This window comes from Streptomyces hundungensis, from assembly GCF_003627815.1.
Taxonomy (GTDB): domain Bacteria; phylum Actinomycetota; class Actinomycetes; order Streptomycetales; family Streptomycetaceae; genus Streptomyces; species Streptomyces hundungensis_A.
The window spans coordinates 3,923,802-3,947,470 of the sequence record NZ_CP032698.1 but is presented as its reverse complement, the minus strand read 5'-3'; the positions used below and the strand labels follow the sequence as shown (position 1 = coordinate 3,947,470).

The following is a 23,669-nucleotide window of genomic DNA, read 5'->3' as shown; positions in this document are numbered from 1 at the left end:
GGGCGGGCAAACTTCCAGTCTGCCGCATCGGGGCCCCGGGTGGGGCGCCCCGGCCGTGAACGGGGGGTGCGGGCCGGGGGTGGCGCAACACAGGGCGGCCCGAGGATAGGCGGCTGATCCCCTCAGGTCTAAGGTCTGGAATCCAGGACCACAACGATGGGGGGCGCCAGGGCGTGGAACAGGACGAAGCCGTCATCGGCTGCCCCGGAGTGCTGCACGTCGCCACCCGCGGAACCGCCGGGCCCGGCGAGGTCGTGGTGAGTGTCAGAGGCGGCACGGAGGCCTTCCTCGCCTGGTCGCAGGAGCCCCTGCCCAAGGGGGCGACCGTGCTCGTGATCGGATCCCGTGGCACCCGCCAGGTGGACGTCATCGAGTGGGCCGATCCGCTGGACGCGTCGGGCGGCCTTTCCGCCGACGCCGGCTAGACGTCGTTTCCAGGGAGACGTCGTTTCAAAGGAGACAAAGGATGTTCGGTTACCGGGTGCCCGCCCCCGACGAGGCGATGCTGATCTCGGGTGGCAGGCGTGGTCTCGGGGGTGCCCCGTTCCGCGTAGTGACCGGCCACGGCAAGTTCGTCCTGCCGGTTTTCCGCAAGACCCGCTTCCTCACGCTCTCGATGTGTGAGGCCGAGGTCACCGAGACGTGTGTGACCAAGCAGGGCATCGCGCTGCACGTCCGCGCGGTGATCGCGTTCAAGGTCGGCAACGACACCGAGTCCATCGTGAACGCGGGCCAGCGCTTCCTGTCCGACCAGGACCAGATGTCCGTCCTGACCGGCCGGATCTTCGCCGGTCACCTGCGGTCCATCATCGGCTCGATGACCGTCGAGGAGATCGTCACCGAGCGGCAGAAGCTCGCCGCGGAGGTCCTTGAGACCTCCAAGACGGAGATGGCGAAGATCGGGCTGATCGTCGACTCGTTGCAGATCCAGTCGATCGACGACGGCGACGTCGGCTACATCGACGCGATGTCCGCGCCGCACAAGGCCGCCATCCACCGGGCCGCCCAGATCGCCCAGGCGCAGGCCACCCAGGCCGCCGTCGAGGCGGAGCAGGTCGCGGCGCGCAACCAGGCCGAATACGCGCGGCAGACCGCGGTCGTCAAGGCCGAGTACTCCGCCGAGGTCGACCGCGCGCAGGCGCAGGCCGCCCAGGCGGGCCCGCTCGCCCAGGCCCACGCCCAGCAGGAGGTGCTCGCGGCCCAGACCGAACTCGCCGAGCGGGCGGCCGAGTTGCGCCAGCAGCAGCTCGTCGCCGAGATCGTCAAGCCGGCCGAGGCCGAAGCCGAACGCATCAAGGTGCTCGCGATCGCCGAGGCCGAACGCATGAAGATCCAGGCCGAGGCGGCGGCGTCGTACGACCGGGTGGCGCTCGACCGGATGCTCATCGACCAGCTTCCGCAGATCGTCAAGGAGGCGGCGGGGGGTCTCGCGGGGGCGAACGTCAATGTGCTCAACGGGGCGGATGGGTTGGGGGAGATTGCGGCGGGGTTGGTCGGGCAGGGGCTGACCATTCTCGACTCGGTCCGTCAGAACCTGGGTGGTTCGGATCGGTCCGAGGGGAAGGGCGGTCAGCTGTCGCTGCCGGGGTTGTCCTCGCGCTCCGGGTCGGGAGGCGCGGCAAAGGGGGACGGGCCGGTGGGCCTCGACTAGCGGGGGCCTTTTATGCGCAGTTCCTCGCGCCCCTGGGACCCCGTTTTCGTCTGCGGGCCGCGGGTGGCTGGTCGCGCAGTTCCCCGCGCCCCTTAAGTGCTCGGTGCTGGCCAGTGCAGGCCACCTCAGCCTGTCCGGCGATTGAGGACGAGCGCCCTTTAGGCGCGATCGGGGTCTGGGGCGGAGCCCCAGGGGGCCGGGGCCATCCAACCCCCTGCACGGGCGGGTGGGTGGGCAAACGCCCCAGGGGTGGGGGTTACGCGGGGTCGGGGAGTTCGGCTACGCCGGTGATGCGGTGGAGGGGGTACGTGCGTACCTCGTCCGCCGTATGGTCGTACCCCGTCACAAACCCCCCTTCCACCCGCACCGGCGCAATGACCCGCTGACTCGCCGCGCCCTCCGCGTTGACGTACCCGATCCACACCGCTGACCCCGTCATCGCCGCCGCCTGCACCGTGGCCAGCGTCTCCGCCGAGGAGGTGCGGGGCAGCGCGCCGGGCGCGCCGGCGGCGGCCGACGGCTGGTCCTTGCGGACGACCGTCGCCGCCGTGTCCCCCGCCCGAATCGCCCGCACCGCCGCGTCCAGCAGCGTCTCGTCGGGCCGCGGCGGCCCGTCCGGTACCGGCGCGGGCGCCGCACGGCGCGGCGTGCGGCGCGCGTCGGCGCGGGTGATCAGGACATCGCCCTCGGCGGACTCGGCGGCCGGGGCGTATCCCATCGACCGCAGCCCGTCGAGGAGGGCGGCCGGTTCGGCCGTGGTGGCGAGGACCGTGGGCGCCAGGCGGCGCAGCCGCAACGGCTGGCTGCGCTTGTCGGCGAGGATCTCGCCCAGCATCGCCTCGTCGTCGCAGCGTACGTACGCCGAGGCCGCGCCCACCCGCAGGTGCCCGTGCCTGCGGGCCACGTCGTCGATCAGATAGCTGAGCGGCTGCGGCACCGGCGTACGGCTGTGCTCGGTCAGGAACGCCTGGAGGTCGGCGGCGGTCTGCCCGGCGTCGAGAGCGCGGCGCACCGAGCCGGCCGTGAAGCGGTAGACGGTGGCGCCGCCCTTGGACTCGATGTCGGCGAGCACCCCGAGCATCGCCGCGAGCGGCCGCCGCAGCGGCCCCGGCGCGACGGCCGTCAGATCCGCCTGGAGCAGTACGTGGTCGACGGGCTCGGGCAGATGCGGGGCGAGCGCCTTCGCGGCGAGCAGACCGAGAGCCTCGCGTTCGGCGGCGCCGGTGGCCGGGGCGAGCAGGGTGCGGCCGTGCGTGGTGAGGGCGCCCCGGCCGGTCACCCCCAGCAACTCGGCCTCGGACAGCGTCCATTGGGCCAGCCGCGGGCGCAGGTCGTCGGGGCCGCTGCGGGCCGGGTGCTCCCAGCGCAGCCGGGCGAGCAGCGAGCCGGGCTCCGCCGAGGTGGCCTCCGGCAAGGTGGTGAGCAGGGTCAGCACCCGGTGGCGGACCTCGGGCGCGGGGGAGCGGTCGAGGTCGGGGCCGAGCGCGGACAGGGTGCGGCCCTTGGCGTCCTGCTCGCCGACGAGACCGGCGGTCCGGGTGGCCGCCAGCCATGCCATGGCGAGCCGCGCCCAGCGTTCGGCGGGCGGCAGCTCCAGCCATGCGTCGTACTCGGGGGTCGGCGCGTACCGCTCGTCCGCCTCGCCGTCGGACGCCAACAGGCCTGCCGCATAAGCGAGTTCGAGCCAGAACGCGGCGGTCTGCTCCGAGGTGTCGAGGGCGGTCGCGGTGCGCTTGAGGTCGCGTACGGACAGACCACCGGCGCGCAGCACGGCGGGGCCGCCCTCGTTCCACTCGGCGAGCAGGTCCTCGACGGTGGTGAGCGCGGTGAACGCCTGGCCCGCGGCGGCCGCGTCCACAACCTGTGGACGGTACTCGCGCAGCGGCGCGACGGCGGGCGGCACCGGCTCGGTGGTGCGGTGCGCGCGCCCGGCGCGCAGATGCAGGGCGACCTCGCGCGGCAACACCACGGTGCGGGCGGACGCCGGGAGCAGCAGACCGTGGTCGCGCAGCCAGCGCACCGGCGGCGGCGGATCGGCCGACACCTCCCCGTACGGCGGGCCCCACACCAGGCGGTCCAGGACCGTCAGCGCCTCGGACGGGGCGCTGTCGAGCAGTTCGGCCATGCGGGCGCGGTCGGTGAAGAGCGAGGTCAGGGCGGTGACCGCGGACACCGGGTCGTGGGTCGCGGGCAGGCCGGCGGCCTGGAGGATCTCCTGGACCCGGCCCGGCGACATCCCCGCCGTCGCCTCGGCGACCGTCGGGCCGAGACCGGTCGGCGAGGGGTGGTGCGGCGAGGGCGCGAGCAGTTCGCGGGCGGTACGCACCAGGCGCAGCCGGTCGTCCCCGCCCCATACCAGCGCCTGCTCGCGCAGCGCCGCGAGCGCGCCGGGCAGCGCGGCCTCGACCGCCGCGTCACCGTCGTCCCCGACCAGCAGAGCGCGTACCGCCTCGTAGGGAGCCGGCTCCGGGGCCACCGCCAGGACCTGCGCGGTCTGCAACGCGAACGTGTCGAGCCGCTCCAGGGCCCGCACCACCGAGGCGCGGGTTCCGGCGCGGGTGGCGAGCTGGGTGAGGTCGCTCGGGACCGGGTTGAGCAGATCGGGCCGGATCCGCAGCAGCGCGGCGAGCGACGCGTCGGAACGGGCACGCAGGGACTCGGCGAGGGTACGGGGTGCCGCGGCCGCGGCACCCCTGCTCGTCGCGCCGGAGGCACCCCTGCTCGTCGCGCCGGCGGCAGCCGTGCTCGTCGCGCCGGTCGATCCTTCGGACACGTGCGCCTCCTGATTGCGCTCGCCGGTCCCCATCCGCCCCACGGTAGCCCGTGCGCGCTACCGTCAGGACCCGGAGCCGGTGTCCGAAACGCGACCGGACCGCCGGACGGCGGCTCCCGGGGAGGCCGACGGTCCTTCCCGGGCCTCGGGAGCCCGTACGGGGGTACCCCTGGCTGGAGGGTTCGGGGCGGGCGGGGCCCGTGGAGGGGAAACACGCGTGGGGATCGAGAGCGACCAGCTGGTCTACGACTATCTGAGCCGGGTCGGCGACCTGGCCCAGCAGCGGCAGGTGCCGTCCGGGGACCGGATGCGCCTGGTGTCGTCGCTGCGCAACGAGATCGACAAACAACGGGCGAAGTACGCGACGGAGACCCCGGCGACGGTACGGCGCGTGCTCGGGCGGTTCGGAACGCCCGAGGAGGTGGTGGACGCGCTGGCCTCCGGCACGGCGCCGGGCTTCGGATCCGGCGCGCCCGCTCCACGGCCCGCGCCGGACCCTGCCGTACCGGTGCAGCGCGACCGGCCGTTCCCCGGGCGGGGCAAGCGTGTTCCGCGCCCCCGCCCGCGCAGGTCGGCCGAGACGCCACCGCCCGCCGCCTCGTCGCTGCCGTCGCCGCCGCATCTGGCGGGCATGGACGAGCTGGGCCGCCAGGGCGACGAACCCGACTGGTGGCGGATCGGCCCCGGCGGCTCCCCCGGCGCGCCCGGACTGCTCGGGGGTGACTCCATCGCGGGGTTCGTGGGCGGGGTCGAGATCCCCGAGATACTGCGGCCGCCGGTGGACGAGGACGAGGACGAGCTCGGGGAGGGCAAGGACGCGGGCGGTCGCCGGAGAGGGGAGGCCGATGCGGAGGGCGGGGACGAGGACGGCGTCGGCGGCGTCGCGGAGGACGAGGACCTGGTCGAGGTCGTCCCCTCGGGGCGTCGGCTGCCGCGTCTGCGCCGACGTCGTCGTGGCTCGGCCGAGGCGGGGGCCCGTCCCGCTGTCGCGAACCCGTTCCTCCTGCTCGCGGCGGCGCTGCTCGCGACGGGCGCGCTGTTCGGCCTGTGGGTGGCGCTGGGGGCCGGCTGGCTCCTCGCGTACGCGTCCCGCCGGCTGACCCGGGCGGAGTCGAAGTGGGCCGTCCTCGGCATGCCCGGCCTGACCCTGCTCGGGGGACTCGTGTGGCTCTGGGGCCGCCAGGACGGGCGGTGGGGCGAGCCGATCGCGCAGGGGGAGATGGGGGCGGCGATGACGGATATGTGGCCGTGGCTGGTGAGGGTGGCGGCGGTGGCGTCGGCGGGGTTTTTGGTGTGGCGAGCGCGGCGGGTAGGGCAGTGAGGGTGCCTTTCCCCCACCCCGCCCCTTCCCGAAACCCTCCGGGGGATCCCGGCCCCCTGCGGACCATGCCCGCTTCTCGCGCAGTTCCCCGCGCCCCTGAAACCCGTTCTCGGCCGCGGGCCGTGCGTGGCTGGTCGCGCAGTTCCTCGCGCCCCTAAACCCTCGGCCGTGTGCGGGTCGTGGTCGCTACTCGCGCAGTTCCCCGCGCCCCTGGCGGGTCGGTGCTGGCCCGCATCGGGGCATTTCAGCCTGTCCGGCGATTGAGGACGAGCGCCGTTCAGGCGCGATCGGGGTCTGGGGCGGAGCCCCAGGGGGTGGGGAGAATGGGGGGATGCCCTACGACGCGCCTACGGTCGGCTTCGACCTGGACATGACCCTGATCGACTCCCGCCCCGGCATCCGCGCCGTCTACCAGGAACTTTCCGCCACCACCGGTACGTACATCGACGCCGACCAGGCCGTCGGCCGGCTCGGCCCGCCGCTCGACTGGGAGCTGCGGCACTGGTTCGCCGAGGAGCACATTCCCGCGATGGTCCTCAAATACCGTGAGATCTACCCCACACGCGCCATCCTGCCCACCCCCGCGCTGCCCGGCGCGGCCGCCGCCGTGCGCGCGGTCCAGGAGCTGGGCGGACGGGCCGTCGTCGTCACCGCCAAGAACGCGCCGCAGGCCCAACTGCACCTGGACCACCTCGGCATCACCCCGGACGCGGTCATCGGCGGGCTGTGGGCCGAAGCCAAGGCGACCGCGCTGCGCGAGCACGGCGCCGCGGTGTACGTCGGCGACCACCTCGGGGACGTGCTCGGTGCCCGCGCCGCCGGCGCCCTCTCGGTCGCGGTCCCGACCGGGCCGATCGGCGCCGTCGAACTGCGCGAGGCCGGCGCCGATGTCGTCCTCGACGATCTGACGTCATTTCCGGCCTGGTTGAAGGGCTACGCCGCGCAACGCGCTTGACGTCGGCCCTGGCTCGTATGCCGGTACGGGGCCCGCCGGTCGGCGCGTCGGCCCGGCCGGCCGGGGCAGGGGTCCGGCCGGTTCAGGCGCGGGCCCCGCGCCGCTCCTCGGCGATGGTCAGCAACACACCCGCCCCCGCGATCAGGAACCCCGCCCCCATCAGCATGCAGACCAGATAGGCGAAGGACGGGAACGGGTCGATGTGCAGGAACAGCGGCGCCACGGTGACCAGTGTGGCGAGCGCGCCGACGAAGAACACGACGACGCCGATACGAACCAGCCGATCACCGGTGGTGGGGGCGGAGCGGTCGGCCTTGGCCTGGGTTTCGGTACTCACCCCGCCAGGGTAGTTCCCTGCTCGTAAGGACAGCCCGGGCCGTCTTGTCAGCAGCCCCAGGACCATTAGCCTTGATGTCGGCGGGTCGGCAGGCGACCCGCTGTAGTGCTATCCAGAGCCGTTTTCGGCGCCCCGCACCCAACGACGAGTACGAGGACGAGGACAGACGTGCCTACCGGCAAGGTCAAGTGGTTCAACAGCGAGAAGGGCTTCGGCTTTCTCTCCCGCGACGACGGCGGCGACGTCTTCGTCCACTCCTCCGTGCTCCCCGCAGGGGTCGACGCACTGAAGCCCGGACAGCGCGTCGAGTTCGGCGTCGTCGCCGGGCAGCGCGGTGACCAGGCCCTCTCCGTCACGGTCCTCGACCCCGCCCCCTCGGTGGCCGCGGCCCAGCGCCGCAAACCCGACGAACTGGCCTCGATCGTGCAGGACTTGACGACGCTCCTGGAGAACATCACGCCGATGCTGGAGAAGGGGCGCTACCCCGACAAGGCCTCCGGAGGGAAGATCGCGGGCCTGCTGCGCGCGGTCGCCGACCAGCTCGACGTCTAGGGGTAGGCAGGTCCAGCCGGTTCAGTCGGCTCAGTGGAGGAATTCCAGGGCGTCGCGGCCCAGGGGCGGGACGAGCCCCTCGGCCGCGGCGCGGGTCAGCAGTCCGCGTACCGCCGCATAGCCGTCCTCGCCGAGGTCGGCGGTGAACTCGTTGACGTAGAGCCCGATGTGCCGGTCGGCCACCGTCGGGTCCATCTCCTGGGCGTGCTCCCTTACGTACGGACGGGACGCCTCGGGGTCCTCCCAGGCGGCCCGCACCGAGGCGCGGGCCGAGTCGGCGAGCAGCCGCAGGGTGTCCTCGCCCAGGGAGCGCTTGGCGATGATCGCGCCGAGCGGGATGGGCAGGCCGGTGGTCTCCTCCCAGTGCCGGCCCATGTCGGCGAGGCAGTGCAGCCCGTAGTTCTGGTAGGTGAACCGGGCTTCGTGGATGACGAGTCCGGCGTCCACCTTGCCGTCGCGCACCGCGGGCATGATCTCGTGGAACGGCATGACGACGATCTCGCCGACCCCGTCCGGCACGACGTCCGCGGCCCACAGCCGGAACAGCAGGTACGCCGTCGACTTCTCGCTCGGCACGGCGACCGTCGCGCCCGTCAGTCCCCCGAGCTCTCGGCTTCGCTCGGGCAGGGAGGCGCCCCCGTCCCCGGGCCGCCGGGTCAGGACCAGCGGGCCGCAGCCCCGGCCGAGCGCGCCGCCGCAGGGCAGCAGCGCGTACTCGTCCAGCACCCACGGCAGCACCGCGTACGACACCTTGAGCACGTCGAACTCCCCGCGCTCCGCCATGCCGTTGGTGATGTCGATGTCCGCGAACGTCACATCGAGGGCGGGCGCGCCCGGCACCCGGCCGTGCGCCCAGGCGTCGAAGACGAAGGTGTCGTTCGGGCAGGGAGAGTAGGCGATCTTCAGCGCCGCTTCGGTGCGCGTGGTCTTCGGAGCCGGTTCAGTGCTCATGGGGCGTCCAACTCTCCAGTACGGGCGGGAGTTTGCCGAATGCGTCGGTGAGGGCGGCGAGCGCGTCGCCGATCCGCCAGGCCGAACGGTCGCGCGGGCCAACCGAGTTGGAGACCGCGCGGATCTCCAGGGCCTCCACGCCGTACTGGGCGGCGGCCTCGGCGACGCCGAAGCCCTCCATCGCCTCGGCCACCGCCGAGGGATGCCGGTCGAGCAGTTCGGCGGTGCGCCGCGCCGTGCCGGTCGCGGTGCTGACGGTGAGGACCGGGCCGCTCCGGGCGCCCAGGGCCTCGGCGACGGCGCGGCACAGCTCGGCCGGCGGGGTCAGGGTGTCGCGCCCGAAGCCGAGCGCGGTGACGGGCAGGAAGCCCTCGGGGGATTCGGCGCCCAGGTCGGCGGCGACGATGTTCGAGGCCACCACCAGCGTGCCGAGCGGCGCGACCGGGGCGAAGCCGCCGCCGATGCCGGCCGAGACGACCAGGTCGTACCGGGCCCGGCCGAGCGCGAGGGCGGTGCCGGCCGCGGCGGCCGCCGGGCCGACCCCGGCGGGCAGTACGTGCATCTCGTGCCCGCCCGCACACAGGCGTACCGGCGGCTCCAGCGGCTGCGCGGTGCCGGGGCGTACCGGAGCGGGGCCCGGCGAGACGTAACCGGCACGGGCCAGGCCGGCGGCGACGGAGTCCGCCTCCGCCGCCACCGCGGTCACCACCAGCACACGCATCAGGCGGGGCCCGCTCGTCAGGAGGTGCGCTTGAGGGTGAAGCTCCAGACCGACACGGGCTTGCTGTCCTTGTTGACCTGGACGATGCTCACCTTCTTCTCCTTCGGCGCGGCACCCTGCCCGCCGGTCGAGAAGACGTCGGCGCCGGGGAAGCTGCGGTAGGTCTGGGCGGAGGCCTCGGTGATCGGGCTGCCGTCGAGGAGCGCGATCCACTTGTGGCCGTCCTCGACGACGTCGGGGTCGACGCCGAGACGCAGCGTCGAGCCGGGCGCGTAGTCGATGGACTTGGCGTCCTTGACGCCGCTGAGGCAGCCGGTCAGCTTGTCGTCGGCGAGCGCCTTGCCGTTCTCGCCGCGACAGGACGCCTCGGCGTTGACGGAGTTCGTGCCGACCGTCACGGTCGCGAGAGGCGTCGGCTTGTCGCAGGCGGAGAGGACGAGGAGTCCTGCGGAGGCGGCGGCGAGTGCGAAGCCGGCCCGGCGGGTCCTACCGGAAATGAACGCAACGGTCATGAAGCGAAGGCTATCGGTCGTCCCGAGCCACGCCGCGCGGGGGTGCGGCGTGCCGGTGTGGCGCGCCCCGCAGGACCCGGGCCCGGGCGACGCCCGTGCCTGTGTGGCGCGCCCCTCCGGCCGCGGCTCAGGCGACGCGCGGCCGGGGGGAACCCCGGCGGGCCGCACCGAGCAGGCCCCGTACCGAGACGGCCGCGCCGAGCGCGAGCAGGGACGCGGCCACCGACATGCCGAGGGCGCCGTTGAGCGGCAGCGCGATGCCGATCGCGCCGCCGAGCACCCACGCCACCTGGAGCAGGGTCTCCGACCGGGCGAACGCGGACGTACGGACCTCCTCCGGTACGTCGCGCTGGATCATCGCGTCCAGGGACAGCTTGGCCAGGGCCTGGGTGAGTCCGGCGGTCGCGCCCAGCACCGCCACCATCACCCCGCTGAAGAACGCGGCGGACAGGGCCGCGACGCCGAGCGCGATCGTCAGCATCGTCACGATCAGCACCTCGGGCCCGCGCGCCCGCAGCAGCGAGCCGACCGCCGTGCCCAGCGCGTTGCCGACGCCCGCCGAGACGCCCACGATGCCGAGCGAGACGGCCGCGCTCTGCCCGGACAGGGGGTGCTCGCGCAGCAGGAACGCCAGGAAGAAGATCAGGAACCCGGAGAGCGCGCGCAGCGCGGCATTGGCGTACAGACCGTTCTGCACGGACACCCCGACCGTACGCAGACTGGGCTTCGGCTCACCCCGGTCGGAGAGCCGCGCCTTGGTCTCGCCCTTCGCCGAGTCGACCTTCGGGTCGAGCGAGAAGGCCAGGAACATGCCCGCAACGAAGACACAGAACGCCCCGTAGAGCGGCCATTCGGGCCCGATGCGGGAGAGCCCCGCGCCGATCGGGGCGGCGGCCCCCGTGGCGAGCAGGCCGGCCAGGGTGACCCGCGAATTCGCCTTCACCAGCGAGAAGCGCGGTGGCAGCAGCCGCGGCACGACGGCGCTTCTGACCACGCCGTACGCCTTCGAGGCCACCAGGACGCCCAGTGCCGCCGGGTACAGCTCAAGGCCGCCGGTGGCGACCGCGCCGGACATGGTCAGCGCGAGCAGCGCGCGGGCCACCATCGCACCGGCCATCGCGGCGCGGCGGCCGTGCGGCATCCGGTCGAGCAGCGGGCCGATCACCGGCGCCAGGAGAGTGAAGGGGGCCATCGTGATCGCCAGATAGAGCGCGACGCGGCCGCGGGCCTGATCGGTCGGCACGGAGAAGAACACGGTCGACGCGAGCGCCACGGTGATCATGACGTCGCCGGCGCCGTTCACAGCGTGCAGCTCGATCAGTTTGCCGAGCCCCGACTCACCCGCGCCGTGCGCATGGGTGGCTTTTCTGATCGAACGCGCCGTCCCCGTGAACGGCAGATGCAGGGCGCGACCGACCGTCCGGCCTGCCCTGCGCAGGCGGCCGGACTCGTCCGAAGAACCTGACGACCTTGCGGTTGCCACCCCGCCATAGTGCCCCAACCCCGTCCGACCCGAACCAGGATTCGGACGCGCAGGTGGGCCGGGGGCCACGAAGGGGGTAGCGTGACAGGCGCGCCGCCCGCGGCTGCCCAAGGCCGCGCGCCTCTCCGCGATCCCGCAGAATGGATCGTAGAAGGTGCGCCTCCACGCTCATACGGAGCAGGGGGGACCCCCTTGGTCAGTGAACTGGACAGTCGCTGGGCAGTTGATCGCCCGGGCGCGGACGTTGACGCGGCCCCCTGGTCCGCTCCGCCCGCCGCCCGTTCGCAGTCGACTCCCCGGCGTACCCGTGAGACGGCGTAGGAGAGAAGCGAGACCTGTGAGTGCTGCGACGACGCGAAGCCGTACCCCTGACCGCCTGTGCGCCGAGGCGGTCGACCTAGCCCGCGAGGCGGCGGAGGAAGCCGCCGCGCCGGGTGTGGTCGGCGAGCATGTGACCCTCGTGCCGGAGGGCGACCGGGTCGTCACGCACTTCTTCGAGTGCAAGGAACCCGGCTACCGGGGCTGGCGCTGGGCGGTGACGGTGGCGCGCGCCTCGCGCGCCAAGCTGGTCACCCTCGACGAGACGGTCCTGCTGCCCGGCCCCGACGCCCTCCAGGCCCCCGAGTGGGTGCCGTGGAGCGAGCGGCTGCGGCCCGGCGACATGGGACCCGGCGACCTGCTGCCCACCGAGGCCGACGACCCGCGCCTGGAACCCGGCTACACCGGCGAGGACGCGCCGCCGCCCAACTCGGTGCTCTCGCAGGAGCTGGCCGAGCGGATCGAGGCGGAGGACGCCGAGCTGTCCGAGCGCGAGGCCCCTGCGGGCAGCGCGCGCGGCTCCGTCGCGTCCGTCGCCGACGAACTCGGCATGCGCCGGGCGCGGGTCCTTTCGCGGTACGGGCTGCACGCGGCGGCCGACCGGTGGGAGGAGTCCTTCGGCGGCAAGACCGCGATGGCTCAGGCGGCGCCGGCCTCCTGCGTCTCCTGTGCCTTCCTCGTGCCGATCGCGGGATCGCTCTCCCAGGCGTTCGGCATCTGCGCCAATGAATTCGGTCCTGCGGACGGGCGTGTCGTGGCGTTCGACTACGGCTGTGGGGGGCACTCGGAGGCGGCCGTCATGCCTACGCCGCCGCGGCCGGCTTCGCCGGTGCTGGACACGGTGGGGGCGGATCCGTTCCGGTTCCGGCCGGATCGGGGTGGGTCCGTGCCGGATGTGGCGGACGCCACGGAAGACCTGGGCCACTCCTAACCCCGCCGCCCCTCTCCTGGGGCTCCGCCCCAGACCCCGTTCGCGCCTTAAGGGCGCTCGTCCTCAATCGCCGGACGGGCTGAGGTGGCCGATGCGGGCCCGCACCGAGCACTTAAGGGGCGCGGGGAACTGCGCGAGACGCGGGCACGGTCCGCACGCCGAGAGCGGGTTTAGGGGCGCGGGGAACTGCGCGACCAGCCACGCACGGTCGGCAGACGAAAGCGGGTTTTCAAGCGGGTTTTCAGGGGCGCGAGGAACTGCGCGAGACGCGGGCTTGGTTCGCGGGGGTGGCGCGTCGCCCGGAGGGTTTCGGGAAGGGGCGGGGTGGGGGGAATTCAAGGCCACCCCCCGACGCGCGGTACCTTCGGGCCGCGGTCCCGGCACGCGGGGCAGGACAGAGCGGAGTACGGCGTGATCGTCAAGGCGATGGCGGCCGAAGGGGCCGACCCCTTCGGGACGGCGCGGCTACGGCGAGGCGTCCTGAACGCCTGGGGCGCGGGCCCCGCCAGATTCCGCGAGGACGCCAACGCCGAGGAGGACCTCGCGCTCGGCGGCTACCGTGACCGCCTCGTCGTGGAACTCGCCCAGAACGCCGCCGACGCCGCCGCCCGCACCGGCACCGAGGGCCGCCTCCGGCTCACCCTGCACCCGGGCGGCCCCGACGGCCCCGCCGTACTGGCCGCCGCCAACACCGGCGCCCCCCTGGACGCCGTGGGCGTCGAGTCGCTCTCGACCCTGCGCGCCAGCGCCAAGCGCGCTGACACCGAAGTCGCCGTCGGCCGGTTCGGCGTCGGGTTCGCCGCGGTGCTCGCCGTCAGCGACGAGCCCGCCGTGGTGGGCCGCACCGGCGGTGTGCGCTGGTCGCTCGCCGAGGCCCGCGAACTGGCCGCGCAGACCGCCCTCGCCAGCCCCGGACTCGGCGACGAGCTGCGCCGCCGCGACGGACACGTACCGCTGCTGAGGCTGCCGCTGCCCGCCGAGGGCGCCGCCCCCGAGGGCTATGACACCGTCGTGGTGCTGCCGCTGCGCGACGCCGCCGCCGAGGACCTCGTACGCCGTCTCCTCGACGGCATCGACGACGCCCTGCTCCTCACGCTGCCCGGCCTCACCGAGATCGTCGTCGAAACCCCGGACGCCACACGGGTGTTGAAACGTTCGGTGCACGACGCGTACGTCCACATCGACGACAGTCGCGACGAGACGATCCACCGCTGGCGGACCGTCAGCCGGCACGGCCCGCTCGGCAAGGAGCTGCTCGCCGACCGCCCCGTGGAGGAGCGGCTGCGCCCGCACTGGACCCTCACCTGGGCCGTCCCGGTGGACGAGGACGGCGCGCCCGAGCGGCCCCGTACCGCCGCCGTGGTGCACGCGCCCACCCCCACCGACGAGCCGCTCGGCGTCCCCGCGCTGCTCATCGCCTCGTTCCCGCTCGACACCGCCCGCCGCCACCCGGCGCCCGGCCCGCTCACCGACTTCCTGGTGGATCGCGCCGCCGACGCCTACGCCGAACTCCTCGCCGCCTGGCGCCCGGTGACGACCGGCACCGTCGACCTGGTGCCCGGCCCGCTGGGGCGGGGCGAGCTGGACGGCGCTCTGCGCGCGGCGATCCTGGAGCGGCTGCCCCGTGTCGCGTTCCTGGCGCCCGCCGCGCCCACCGAGGAACTCCCCGCGCTGCGCCCCTTCGAGGCGGAGGTCGTCGAGGGCGCCGGCGCCGACACGGTGCGCGTGCTCGCCGAAGTGCTGCCCACGCTGCTGCCCGCAGGTCTCGAACGCCGCCCCGAATTGCGGGCGTTGGAGGTGGGACGGCTCTCGCTCGGCGACGCCGTCGAGCGGATCGCGGGCGCCGAGCGGCCCCCCGAGTGGTGGTACCGCCTCTACGACACGCTCGCCGGAGTGGACCCCGACCGGCTCTCCGGGCTCCCCGTGCCGCTGGTCGGCGGCCGCACCGCCACCGGCCCCCGGCAGATCCTGCTGCCGCTCGCCGACACCCCGTCCGACCTGGGACGCCTGGGCCTGAAGGTCGCCCACCCCGACGCCGCGCATCCGCTGCTGGAAAAGCTCGGCGCGCTGCCCGCCACCCCGCGCGCCGTTCTGACGACCCCTCAGGTGCGGGCCGCCGTCGCCGCCTCGCTGGACAGCGGGGAGATCTGGGACGAGGACGCGCTCGACGCCGACGAACTCGCCGACACCGTACTGGCGTTGGTGCGCGAGGCCAATCTCGCGCCCGGTGACGAGCCCTGGCTCGGCGCGCTCGCCCTGCCCGACGAGGACGGCGAACTCGCCCCCGCAGGCGAGCTCCTGCTGCCCGGATCCCCCCTCGCCGCCGTCGTCCGCGAGGGTGAACTCGCCGAAGTGGACCGGGAGTTGGCCGATCGCTGGGGCGAGCAGCCGCTCACCGCATGCGGGGTGCTCGCCACGTTCGCCCTCGTACGGGCCGCCGATGTCGTCCTGGACCCGGACGAACTGGAGCCGCGCGAGGGCGACTTCGCCGAGCCCGACGACGCGGGGCTGCTCGACGCGGTGGACGTGTGGTGCGAGGACGTCCTGGACCGGCTGCCCGAGACGCCGGTCCCGCCGGTGGCCACCGAGATCGTCGCCGTCCGCGACCTCGACCTGGTCGACGACGACGCCTGGCCACAGGCCCTCGCCCTGCTCGCCCGGCCGCCGCTGCGGGACGCCCTGGTCCAGCCGGTGCGGGTCCTGCTGCCCGACGGCACCACCGAGTCCGTACGCCCCTACACCGCCTGGTGGCTGCGCGACCATCCGGTCCTGGACGGCCGGCGCCCCGCCGGGCTGCGCGCGGCCGGCTCCGACCCCCTCCTGTCCGGTCTTTACGAGCCCGTGGACGCGACCGGCTTCGATGACGCGCAGGTCCTGCGGGCGCTGGGGGTGCGCACCTCGGTGGCCGCGCTCCTGGACGAGCCGGGCGGCGCGGCGGAACTCCTCGGCCGCCTCGCCGACCCCGACCGATCGGTCTCGGCGTCCCAACTCCACGCCCTGTACACGGCGTTGGCGGAGCTCGACCCCGAGCAGGTCACCCTGCCCGACGAACTGCGGGCGGTCGTCGACGGCGAGGTCCGGGTGGTCGACGCCTCCGACGCGGTCGTGGCGGACGCCCCCGACCTGCTGCCCCTCGCCTCCGGGCTGGCCCTGCTGCCCGTCGCCCCGGCGCGCGCCGCCGAACTCGCGGAGCTCCTCCAGGTGGGGCGGCTCAGCGAGGCGGCGTCGGGCGAGGTGACGTCCTTCGGGGTCGAGCGGGAGGTGCCCGAGGCGGTACGGGTCCTGCTCGGGCCGCTCGCGCCGGCGAGCTATGTCGAGCACGAGTCGCTGGTGGCGGGCGGGGTGGAGCTCGACTGGCGTCGGGCGGGGGGTGACGGGGTGGTGCATGCGGCGACGCTTGAGGGGGTTGCGGCGGGGTTGGCCTGGGCGGCCGGGCAGTGGCCTCGACGGTTCGAAGTGGCGGCGCTCCTGGAGGACCCGTCCCGCACGGCCGAACTCTCGCGAGACCGCTGGTTCGACTGACCCCGGGGTGTCTTTGCGGGGGCTCCGCCCCACACCCCGGTCGGCCCGGCCTCTCGCTCGGCCGACCGGGGGGAGCCGCCGGGGCTCCGCCCCGACCCGGGTTGGCCCGGCCTCCCGCGTGGCTCGACCGGGGGGTGCGCTGGGGCTCTGCCCCAGACCCCTTTTTGGCCCCTCCCCGCCCCTTCCCTAGACCCTCCGGGGGACATCACAGCCCTGCGGACCGTGCCCGCTTCTCGCGCAGTTCCCCGCGCCCCTAGCTACTTGGTGCTGGCCAGCACCTCAGCCCGTCCGGCGATTGAGGACGAGCGCCCTTAAGGCGCGAACGGGGTCTGGGGCGGAGCCCCAGGAGGCCGGAACCAACCAACCCGCTGTACGGGTGGGTGGGTGGGCGAAGGTGCCCAGGGCTAGTCCGGCCAGCGGTGGGTTACGTGGCGCCAGGTCAGCTCGAGCACCGCCGAGGCCACCACAGCGACCCCCACCGCCGTCCACGGCAACACCACCCCCACCAGCTTCAACGCGAAGAAGTGCTGGAGCCACGGCACCGCAAGGACGAGGAGGAACGCCACGGCCATGGAGACGACCAGGGCGATCCGCCACCACGTGTAGGGGCGGGCGATGATGGCCAGGACCCACATGGAGACCAGGAACAGGGTCAGCGTGGTGGCGCTGGTCTCCGCGTCGAGCGCGCCCGAGCCGGTGTAGTACGCCCGCGCGATCATGTACGTCACGAACGTGGCCACCGCCGCGATGACCCCGCTGGGAATCGCGTACCGCATCACCCGCCGCACGAAGTGCGGTTTGGCGCGCTCCTTGTTGGGGGCGAGGGCGAGGAAGAACGCCGGGATGCCGATGGTGAAGGTGGAAAGCAGCGTCAAGTGCCGTGGCAGGAAGGGGTATTCGACCTGGAAGCAGACCACCAGGACGGCGAGCAGCACCGAGTACACCGTCTTGGTGAGGAAGAGCGTGGCCACCCGCGTGATGTTGCCGATCACGCGGCGCCCCTCCGCCACCACCGACGGCAGCGTCGAGAAGCTGTTGTTCAGGAGCACGATCTGGGCGACCGCACGCGTGGCCTCCGAGCCCGAGCCCATGCTCACGCCGATGTCGGCGTCCTTGAGGGCGAGCACGTCGTTCACACCGTCGCCGGTCATCGCCACCGTGTGGCCGCGTGACTGGAGCGCGGCCACCATGTCGCGCTTCTGCTGGGGGGTGACCCGGCCGAAGACCGAGTTGGAGTCGAGGACGTCGGCCATCTCGCCCTGTTCGGCGGGGAGTTGGCGGGCGTCGACGGTGTCGGCCGCGCCGGGCAGACCGAGCTTTCCGGCGACCGCGCCGACCGAGACCGCGTTGTCGCCGGAGATCACCTTGGCCCGGACGTTCTGCTCGTCGAAGTAGCGCAGGGTGTCGGAGGCGTCGGGCCGCAGCCGCTGTTCGAGGACGACCAGGGCGGTGGGCTCGGCGTCGGAGGCGATGGCGGGGTCGTCGAGTTCGCGCGAGGAGCGGGCGAGCAGCAGCACGCGCAGGCCCTGTTCGTTGAGGGCGTCGATCTCGGAGAGCGCCGGGTCACCGGCCTTGAGCAGCACGTCCGGCGCGCCGAGCAGCCAGGTGCTGTTCTCGCCGTCGCCCTCGCTGAACGCGGCGCCGCTGTACTTGCGGGCCGAGGAGAACGGCAGCGACTCGGTACAGCGCCACGCCTCGCTGTCCGGGTAGGCGTCGATGATCGCCTGGAGGGAGGCGTTGGGCCGGGGGTCGGACTCGCCGAGCGCGCCGAGGACGGTGCGTACGTACGCCTCGTCCGCGCCGTTGAGGGGGCGCAGCTCGGTGACGTCCATGCCGCCCTCGGTGAGCGTGCCCGTCTTGTCGAGGCACACCACGTCGACGCGGGCCAGGCCCTCGATCGCGGGGAGCTCCTGGACCAGGCACTGTTTGCGGCCGAGCCGGATGACGCCGATGGCGAAGGCGACCGACGTCAGCAGGACGAGCCCTTCGGGGATCATCGGGACGATGCCGCCGACGGTGCGGGCGATGGAGTCCTTGACGTCGTTGTCCTTGACCACGAGCTGGCTCAGGACCAGGCCGAGCGCCGTGGGGATCATCATCCACGTGACGTACTTGAGGATGGTGGAGATGCCGCTGCGCAGTTCGGAGTGGACGAGCGTGAACCGGCTCGCCTCCTCGGCCAGTTGAGCCGCGTACGCCTCGCGCCCGACCTTGGTGGCGGTGAACGCGCCGCCGCCCGCGACGACGAAGGCACCCGACATCATCGTGTCGCCGGGCTTCTTCAGGACCGGGTCGGCCTCGCCGGTCAGCAGGGATTCGTCGACCTCCAGGCCGTCCGCCTCGACCGCCTCGCCGTCCACCACGACCTTGTCGCCGGGCCCGAGTTCGATGACGTCGCCGAGCACGATCTCGGAGGTGGAGATCTCCACCGCCCGGCCGTCGCGCCGTACCGTCGGCTTGGCCTCGCCGATGACCGCGAGCCCGTCCAGGGTCTTCTTGGCACGCATCTCCTGGATGATGCCGATGCCGGTGTTGGCGATGATCACGAAGCCGAAGAGGCTGTCCTGGATCGGCGCCACGACGAGCATGATCGCCCAGAGCACGCCGATGATCGCGTTGAACCGGGTGAAGACGTTGCCCCGGACGATCTCGGCGGTGGAGCGACTGCTGCGGACGGGAACGTCGTTGACCTCGCCGCGCGCCACCCGTTCGGCGACCTCGGCCGCCGTCAGACCGCCGGCCCGCCGCGCCGGTTCGGGCGGGCTCATGGGATGGACGGGGTCGAGTTCCGCCCCGGCGTCGATGTTGGCGCGCTGCGTCATGTTTTCGACGGTACGGGGGGAACGGGCGCTTCACCTGCCGGGACGGCCGAACATCCGACCCGGGGAGGAGGCGAATGGTCCTGTGGCGGTACGCGCGTCCCGGGTGTTGGTGACTTTGGGCCCTTGCGCCTATTCGGCGCCGGCCTCCTGTTGCGCGGCGTGCCGCTTGAGGGCGGCGTCACGGCCGCGCACGTACCAGATGCCGATGAGGCCGAGGCCGCCGCCGGCCAGACAGGTCCACACCCACCACAGATGACCGTGCGCGTCGAACCAGCCGTAGAAGGGGAGCTGGACGAGGAAGAGGACGAACCAGAGGATCGTGCCGCCGGTGATGGTGGCGACCACGGGACCCTCAAGGGGCTCCGGCGCCTCGTGCTTCGGTGATCCCGTGGAAAACGCAGCCATGCGGTCAGTGTAGGGCGCGGGTCGGCGGGCCCCGGCGGGGACGGCTGAGCGCTTGGGGCTGCTGGGTCTACGCGCGGAGATGGTGATCTTCGTCTGATGTATTCATACTGAAACGGCTTACGGCTGACTCATTCTGTTCGTTAAAACGTCCAAAGTAGTTCGGGTACGTGCCGTTTCCCCTTCCCCGTCACCACCGAGGTTCCGCATGAACGGCCTGGACCGCTACTTCAAGATCTCCGAGCGGGGTTCCACCCTGGCCCGGGAGGTGCGGGGCGGCTTCGCGACCTTCTTCGCGATGGCGTACATCATCGTGCTGAACCCGATCATCCTCGGCAGCGCCAAGGACATGTACGGGCACCAGCTCGACAGCGGACAGCTGGTGACCGCGACCGTGCTCACCGCCGCCTTCACCACGCTGCTCATGGGCGTCATCGGCAACGTACCGATCGCGCTCGCGGCGGGCCTCGGCGTGAACACCGTGGTCGCGCTCCAGCTCGCGCCCCGGATGAGCTGGCCCGACGCCATGGGCATGGTCGTGCTCGCCGGCTTCGTGGTGATGCTCCTGGTCGCCACCGGGCTGCGCGAGCGCGTCATGAACGCGGTACCGCTCGGCCTGCGCAAGGGCATCGCGATCGGCATCGGCCTGTTCATCATGCTGATCGGCCTGGTCGACTCCGGCTTCGTCTCGCGCATGCCGGACGCCGCGCACACCACCGTCCCCCTCCAGCTCGGCGGCAACGGACATCTGCTCGGCTGGCCGGTCCTCATCTTCGTCCTCGGTGTGCTGCTCACGCTCGCGCTGATGGTCCGCAAGGTCCCGGGCGCGATCCTGATCTCCATCGTGGCCATGACCGTCCTCGCGATGATCATCAACGCGGTGGCCACCGTGCCGTCGTGGGGCCTGACCACCCCGAAGTGGCCCGGCAACCCCGTCGACGCCCCGGACTTCGGGCTCGTCGGCCAGGTCAGCCTGTTCGGCGGGTTCTCGAAGGTCGGTTTCCTGACCGGCGTCCTGTTCGTCTTCACCGTGCTGCTTTCGTGCTTCTTCGACGCCATGGGCACGATCATGGGCATCAGCGACGAGGCCGGCCTGACCGACGAGAAGGGCTACATGCCCGGCATGAACCGGGTCCTGTTCGTCGACGGCATCGCGGTCGCGGCGGGCGGTGCCTCGTCCTCGTCCGCCACCACCTGTTTCGTGGAGTCCACGGCGGGGGTCGGCGAGGGGGCGCGCACGGGTCTCGCGAACGTCGTCACCGGCGGGCTTTTCACCGTCGCCCTCTTCCTCACCCCGCTCGCCACGATGGTGCCCTCCCAGGCGGCCACCCCGGCGCTGCTCGCCGTCGGCTTCCTGATCCTGTCCGGCTCGATCCGCGAGATCGACTGGGCGGACTGGACGATCGCCATCCCGGCGTTCGTGACGATGCTGATGATGCCGTTCACGTACTCCATCACCAATGGCATCGGGATGGGGTTCGTCAGCTTTACGGTGCTGCGGGTGGTGGCGGGGCGGGGGCGTGAGGTTCCCATCGCGATGTACGTCGTTTCGGCGGTGTTCGCGTTCTACTACGTGATGCCGGCGCTGGGCCTGACCTGACGCCGGCCGGGCTTGCCCGGCTGCCCCTGGGGCTCCGCCCCAGCCCCCAGCGGGTCCACCCACCCACCCGCCCGTGCAGCGGGTTGGATGGTTCCGGCCCCTGGGGCTCCGCCCCAGACCCCGCCGCGTTTGCCCACCCACCCGCCCGTGACGGGGGTTGAATGGGCTGAGCCCTGGGGCTCCGCCCCAGACCCCGCGGGTTTGCCCGCCCACCCGCCCGTGACGGGGGTTGGATGGTTCGGCCCCTGGGGCTGCGCCCCAGACCCCTGCGGGGGCTCTGCCCCCTGCACCCCCGTTCGCGCCTGAACGGCGCTCGTCCTCAATCGCCGGACAGGCTGAGGTGCGGGCCAGCACCGAGTAGTTAGGGGCGCGGGGAACTGCGCGACCAGCCCCGCACGGCCCGCAGACGAAAACGGGTTTTGGGGGCGCGAGGAACTGTGCAAGAAGCGTCCACGGCCCGCGGTCGACGTCGGGTTTCAGGGGCGCGGGGAACTGCGCAAGAAGGGGCTACGCCGCGCCGTAGAAGCGTTCCGTCTCGTCCACCGCCGCCTTGAACCTCTCATCGAAGTCGTCCCGCATAAGCGTCCGCACCACATAGTCCTGCACGCTCATGCCGCGCCGCGCCGCATGGTGCTTGAGCCGTTCGAGCAGCTCACCGTCTATTCGTAGGCTGAGCACACTGGTCCCCATGGAGCGAGGGTGACCGCCCGCCCGGCCCTCACGGGTCACTTTTGGGCGGAGTCTCACTCGTTCGGGTGATGTGTCGGGCGAGCCGGCTCCGTGACGGACGCCCCCCCCGCATGAGCCCCGGCACGGCCCCGGTACCGGCCGCCCCCGCCCCCTGTGGCCCGAGCACGCCCGTGTGGCGCTGGACACCTCCCCTGATTCCGGTGGTATTTAGCCAGAGTAATGAGTTATGCTAAAGAACATGTCTGACCTGTCCCACGGCACTGGCGACAACGCCGCCGCCGTGAACTCCCTGCGCTCGGCCGTCATGCGGCTGGGCCGGCGCCTCAAGCACCAGCGCGTCGACGAATCGCTCAGCCCGACGGAGATGTCGGTGCTCGGCACTCTTGCCCGTTGCGGCTCGGCCACCCCCGGTGAGCTGGCCCGCAAGGAGCACGTACAGCCGCCGTCGATGACCCGAATCGTCGCACTGCTGGAGGCGAAGGGCCTGGTCAGGCTGGAGCCGCATCCCGACGACCGTCGGCAGAAGGTGGTCAGCCAGACCGCGGAGGCCGAGGCGATGCTCGAAGAGAGCCGCCGCAAGCGCAACGCCTGGCTCGCCGCCCTCGCGGAAGGTCTGGACGAGGACGAATGGGCGAAGCTGCGCGCGGCCGCCCCGGTCCTGGAGAAGCTCGCACATCTGTAAACGCGCATCGCTAGGAGGCGAGCCCTTTTGAGTACGGGATCCGGAGCACACTCCGCCCCCGCACCGAACCCCACCTACAACAAGCGTGGCGGGGGGACGTTCTCCTCGCTTGCGGTACGCAATTACCGACTCTTCTTCTCCGGCGCCATCGTGTCCAACATCGGCACCTGGATGGCCCGGATCACCCAGGACTGGCTGGTCCTGACGATCACCGGATCCTCGGTGGCGGTGGGCATCACCACGGCCATGCAGTTCCTGCCGATGCTCCTGTTCGGCCTGTACGGCGGCGTCATAGCCGACCGGTTCGCCAAGCGGAACATCCTGTTCGTGACGCAGGCGGCGATGGGTCTGGGCGGTCTGTTCCTCGCCGTGATGACCCTGTCCGGGCACGTCCAGGTGTGGCACGTGTATCTGACGGCGTTCTTCACCGGCCTGGTCACCGTCGTCGACAACCCGACCCGGCAGTCCTTCGTCTCCGAGATGGTGGGGCCGGACCGGGTGCGCAACGCGGTCAGCCTCAACTCGGCGAACTTCCAGTCCGCCCGGCTCGTCGGCCCCGCCGTCGCGGGTGTCGTGATGGCGGCCGTCGGACCCGGCTGGGCGTTCCTCGCCAACGGCCTGTCGTTCACCGCCCCGCTGATCATGCTCTCCCTGATGCGCACCAAGGAACTCCAGCCGACCCGGCTCACCCCGCGCGGCAAGGGTCAGCTGAGGGAGGGCCTCGCGTACGTCTCCGAGCGGCCGGAGCTGATCTGGCCGATCGTGCTCGTCGGCTTCGTCGGCACCTTCGGGTTCAACTTCCCGATCTGGCTGAGCGCGTTCGCCTCCGACGTCTTCCACGGCGACTCGGGCCTGTACGGCCTGTTCAACAGTCTGATGGCGATCGGTTCGCTGGTCGGCGCGCTCCTCGCGGCCCGCCGCGCCACCACGCGCCTGCGGATGCTGGTGCTCGCGGCCGGACTGTTCGCGGTGCTCGAACTCGTGGCGGCCACCTCGCCCGACCTCGGCGTGTTCATGGCGCTGCTCATCCCCGTCGGCATCCTGGGGCTCACGGTCAACGTGACCGCCAACGCCTCCGTGCAGATGGCGACCGACCCCGAGATGCGGGGCCGTGTGATGAGCCTGTTCATGATGGTCTTCACCGGCGGCACCCCGCTCGGCGGCCCGCTCTTCGGCTGGCTCGCCGATGTCTACGGTGTCCGCGTCAGCCTCGCGCTCGGCGGCGTGATCTGCGGTGTGGCGGCGATCGGTGTGGGCCTGATGCTGGCCCGCGCGGCCAACCTGCGCCTCAAGGTCGACGTCCGCCCCGGCCACCGCCACCTCGCCTTCGTCCCGAGGAACCCCGCGCTCGTCGCAGCCGCCTGAGGGCACGTACGCGATACCTCGTCTCATGGCCCGGCCCTCCCCGCACAGGGGGAGGCCGGGCCGTTTCGCGTCTCCACGCGC

Annotated in this window: 19 protein-coding genes; 10 read left to right on the top strand and 9 right to left on the bottom strand. The window is 72.7% G+C overall.

What is annotated here, in order from left to right:
• Window positions 1–173: 173 nt before the first annotated feature.
• Together DWB77_RS17530 and DWB77_RS17525 are read left to right on the top strand one after the other, a co-directional pair.
• Complete coding sequence (locus DWB77_RS17530) at window positions 174–425, top strand: hypothetical protein (RefSeq protein WP_120722159.1); 252 nt, start codon at window positions 174–176, stop codon at window positions 423–425.
• 41 nt (window positions 426–466) lie between these two features.
• Window positions 467–1,651 carry an SPFH domain-containing protein gene (locus DWB77_RS17525; RefSeq protein WP_246033554.1) on the top strand — a complete coding sequence of 395 codons (1,185 nt, stop codon included), beginning with the start codon at window positions 467–469 and terminating at the stop codon, window positions 1,649–1,651.
• Window positions 1,652–1,907: 256 nt separating this feature from the next.
• On the opposite strand, the gene DWB77_RS17520 is transcribed toward DWB77_RS17525, so the two are convergent.
• Complete coding sequence (locus DWB77_RS17520; protein ID WP_120722158.1) at window positions 1,908–4,457, bottom strand: helicase C-terminal domain-containing protein; 2,550 nt, start codon at window positions 4,455–4,457, stop codon at window positions 1,908–1,910.
• 184 nt (window positions 4,458–4,641) lie between these two features.
• Between DWB77_RS17520 and DWB77_RS17515 the strand changes: the two genes are divergently transcribed.
• Window positions 4,642–5,745 carry a hypothetical protein gene (locus DWB77_RS17515; protein ID WP_120722157.1) on the top strand — a complete coding sequence of 368 codons (1,104 nt, stop codon included), beginning with the start codon at window positions 4,642–4,644 and terminating at the stop codon, window positions 5,743–5,745.
• Between the two features lie 331 nt (window positions 5,746–6,076).
• Window positions 6,077–6,700, top strand: coding sequence for an HAD family hydrolase (locus DWB77_RS17510; protein ID WP_120722156.1), 624 nt, complete (start codon window positions 6,077–6,079; stop codon window positions 6,698–6,700).
• 82 nt (window positions 6,701–6,782) lie between these two features.
• Here DWB77_RS17510 and DWB77_RS17505 read toward each other — a convergent pair whose 3' ends face one another.
• Window positions 6,783–7,070, bottom strand: coding sequence for a hypothetical protein (locus DWB77_RS17505; protein ID WP_162952754.1), 288 nt, complete (start codon window positions 7,068–7,070; stop codon window positions 6,783–6,785).
• A gap of 135 nt (window positions 7,071–7,205) precedes the next feature.
• Between DWB77_RS17505 and DWB77_RS39295 the strand changes: the two genes are divergently transcribed.
• A complete protein-coding gene (locus DWB77_RS39295; RefSeq protein ID WP_120722154.1) occupies window positions 7,206–7,589 on the top strand; it encodes a cold-shock protein in 384 nt (127 codons plus the stop codon).
• A gap of 30 nt (window positions 7,590–7,619) precedes the next feature.
• On the opposite strand, the gene DWB77_RS17495 is transcribed toward DWB77_RS39295, so the two are convergent.
• The 4 genes from DWB77_RS17495 to DWB77_RS17480 form a co-directional block, all read right to left on the bottom strand.
• Window positions 7,620–8,540: a 1,4-dihydroxy-6-naphthoate synthase gene (locus DWB77_RS17495; protein WP_120722153.1), complete on the bottom strand. Its 921-nt coding sequence runs from the start codon at window positions 8,538–8,540 to the stop codon at window positions 7,620–7,622.
• Window positions 8,530–9,261 carry a futalosine hydrolase gene (locus tag DWB77_RS17490; RefSeq protein ID WP_120722152.1) on the bottom strand — a complete coding sequence of 244 codons (732 nt, stop codon included), beginning with the start codon at window positions 9,259–9,261 and terminating at the stop codon, window positions 8,530–8,532. The genes DWB77_RS17495 and DWB77_RS17490 overlap by 11 nt, the downstream gene beginning before the upstream one ends.
• 17 nt (window positions 9,262–9,278) lie before the next feature.
• The gene (locus tag DWB77_RS17485) at window positions 9,279–9,773 is read right to left on the bottom strand and encodes a DUF2771 domain-containing protein (RefSeq protein WP_120722151.1); all 495 of its coding nucleotides are present in this window, start codon (window positions 9,771–9,773) and stop codon (window positions 9,279–9,281) included.
• A gap of 127 nt (window positions 9,774–9,900) precedes the next feature.
• The gene (locus DWB77_RS17480; protein WP_120722150.1) at window positions 9,901–11,256 is read right to left on the bottom strand and encodes an MFS transporter; all 1,356 of its coding nucleotides are present in this window, start codon (window positions 11,254–11,256) and stop codon (window positions 9,901–9,903) included.
• Between the two features lie 337 nt (window positions 11,257–11,593).
• On the opposite strand from DWB77_RS17480, the gene DWB77_RS17475 reads away from it, so the two are divergent.
• A complete protein-coding gene (locus tag DWB77_RS17475) occupies window positions 11,594–12,505 on the top strand; it encodes a DUF3027 domain-containing protein (protein WP_120722149.1) in 912 nt (303 codons plus the stop codon).
• 426 nt (window positions 12,506–12,931) lie between these two features.
• A complete protein-coding gene (locus DWB77_RS17470; protein ID WP_120727900.1) occupies window positions 12,932–16,027 on the top strand; it encodes a sacsin N-terminal ATP-binding-like domain-containing protein in 3,096 nt (1,031 codons plus the stop codon).
• A 404-nt stretch (window positions 16,028–16,431) separates the two neighbouring features.
• On the opposite strand, the gene DWB77_RS17465 is transcribed toward DWB77_RS17470, so the two are convergent.
• Both DWB77_RS17465 and DWB77_RS17460 read right to left on the bottom strand, forming a co-directional pair.
• On the bottom strand, window positions 16,432–18,849 hold the full coding sequence (locus DWB77_RS17465; RefSeq protein ID WP_120722148.1) for a cation-translocating P-type ATPase: 2,418 nt from the start codon (window positions 18,847–18,849) through the stop codon (window positions 16,432–16,434).
• Between the two features lie 129 nt (window positions 18,850–18,978).
• Window positions 18,979–19,254: a DUF2530 domain-containing protein gene (locus DWB77_RS17460; RefSeq protein WP_120722147.1), complete on the bottom strand. Its 276-nt coding sequence runs from the start codon at window positions 19,252–19,254 to the stop codon at window positions 18,979–18,981.
• A 205-nt stretch (window positions 19,255–19,459) separates the two neighbouring features.
• Here DWB77_RS17460 and DWB77_RS17455 point away from each other — a divergent pair, with 205 nt between their 5' ends.
• Entirely contained in the window at window positions 19,460–20,851 is a 1,392-nt protein-coding gene (locus tag DWB77_RS17455; protein WP_174248568.1) for an NCS2 family permease, read from the top strand.
• Between the two features lie 507 nt (window positions 20,852–21,358).
• On the opposite strand, the gene DWB77_RS17450 is transcribed toward DWB77_RS17455, so the two are convergent.
• Window positions 21,359–21,541 (bottom strand): ribbon-helix-helix protein, CopG family, encoded by a 183-nt coding sequence (locus DWB77_RS17450; protein WP_120722145.1) that lies wholly within the window; start codon window positions 21,539–21,541, stop codon window positions 21,359–21,361.
• Window positions 21,542–21,779: 238 nt separating this feature from the next.
• Here DWB77_RS17450 and DWB77_RS17445 point away from each other — a divergent pair, with 238 nt between their 5' ends.
• On the top strand, window positions 21,780–22,223 hold the full coding sequence (locus tag DWB77_RS17445; protein ID WP_120722144.1) for a MarR family winged helix-turn-helix transcriptional regulator: 444 nt from the start codon (window positions 21,780–21,782) through the stop codon (window positions 22,221–22,223).
• Between the two features lie 27 nt (window positions 22,224–22,250).
• Entirely contained in the window at window positions 22,251–23,588 is a 1,338-nt protein-coding gene (locus DWB77_RS17440) for an MFS transporter (RefSeq protein ID WP_120722143.1), read from the top strand.
• Window positions 23,589–23,669: the final 81 nt, after the last annotated feature.

Excerpts from the sequence above, each read along its gene's own strand:
- DWB77_RS17525 (WP_246033554.1), top strand. The coding sequence starts at position 467 with ATGTTCGGTTACCGGGTGCCCGCCCCCGACGAGGCGATGCTGATCTCG.
- DWB77_RS17520 (WP_120722158.1), bottom strand. The coding sequence starts at position 4,457 with ATGGGGACCGGCGAGCGCAATCAGGAGGCGCACGTGTCCGAAGGATCG.
- DWB77_RS17510 (WP_120722156.1), top strand. The coding sequence starts at position 6,077 with ATGCCCTACGACGCGCCTACGGTCGGCTTCGACCTGGACATGACCCTG.
- DWB77_RS17495 (WP_120722153.1), bottom strand. The coding sequence starts at position 8,540 with ATGAGCACTGAACCGGCTCCGAAGACCACGCGCACCGAAGCGGCGCTG.
- DWB77_RS17490 (WP_120722152.1), bottom strand. The coding sequence starts at position 9,261 with ATGCGTGTGCTGGTGGTGACCGCGGTGGCGGCGGAGGCGGACTCCGTC.
- DWB77_RS17485 (WP_120722151.1), bottom strand. The coding sequence starts at position 9,773 with ATGACCGTTGCGTTCATTTCCGGTAGGACCCGCCGGGCCGGCTTCGCA.
- DWB77_RS17470 (WP_120727900.1), top strand. The coding sequence starts at position 12,932 with ATGGCGGCCGAAGGGGCCGACCCCTTCGGGACGGCGCGGCTACGGCGA.
- DWB77_RS17465 (WP_120722148.1), bottom strand. The coding sequence starts at position 18,849 with ATGACGCAGCGCGCCAACATCGACGCCGGGGCGGAACTCGACCCCGTC.
- DWB77_RS17460 (WP_120722147.1), bottom strand. The coding sequence starts at position 19,254 with ATGGCTGCGTTTTCCACGGGATCACCGAAGCACGAGGCGCCGGAGCCC.
- DWB77_RS17455 (WP_174248568.1), top strand. The coding sequence starts at position 19,460 with ATGAACGGCCTGGACCGCTACTTCAAGATCTCCGAGCGGGGTTCCACC.
- DWB77_RS17450 (WP_120722145.1), bottom strand. The coding sequence starts at position 21,541 with ATGGGGACCAGTGTGCTCAGCCTACGAATAGACGGTGAGCTGCTCGAA.
- DWB77_RS17445 (WP_120722144.1), top strand. The coding sequence starts at position 21,780 with ATGTCTGACCTGTCCCACGGCACTGGCGACAACGCCGCCGCCGTGAAC.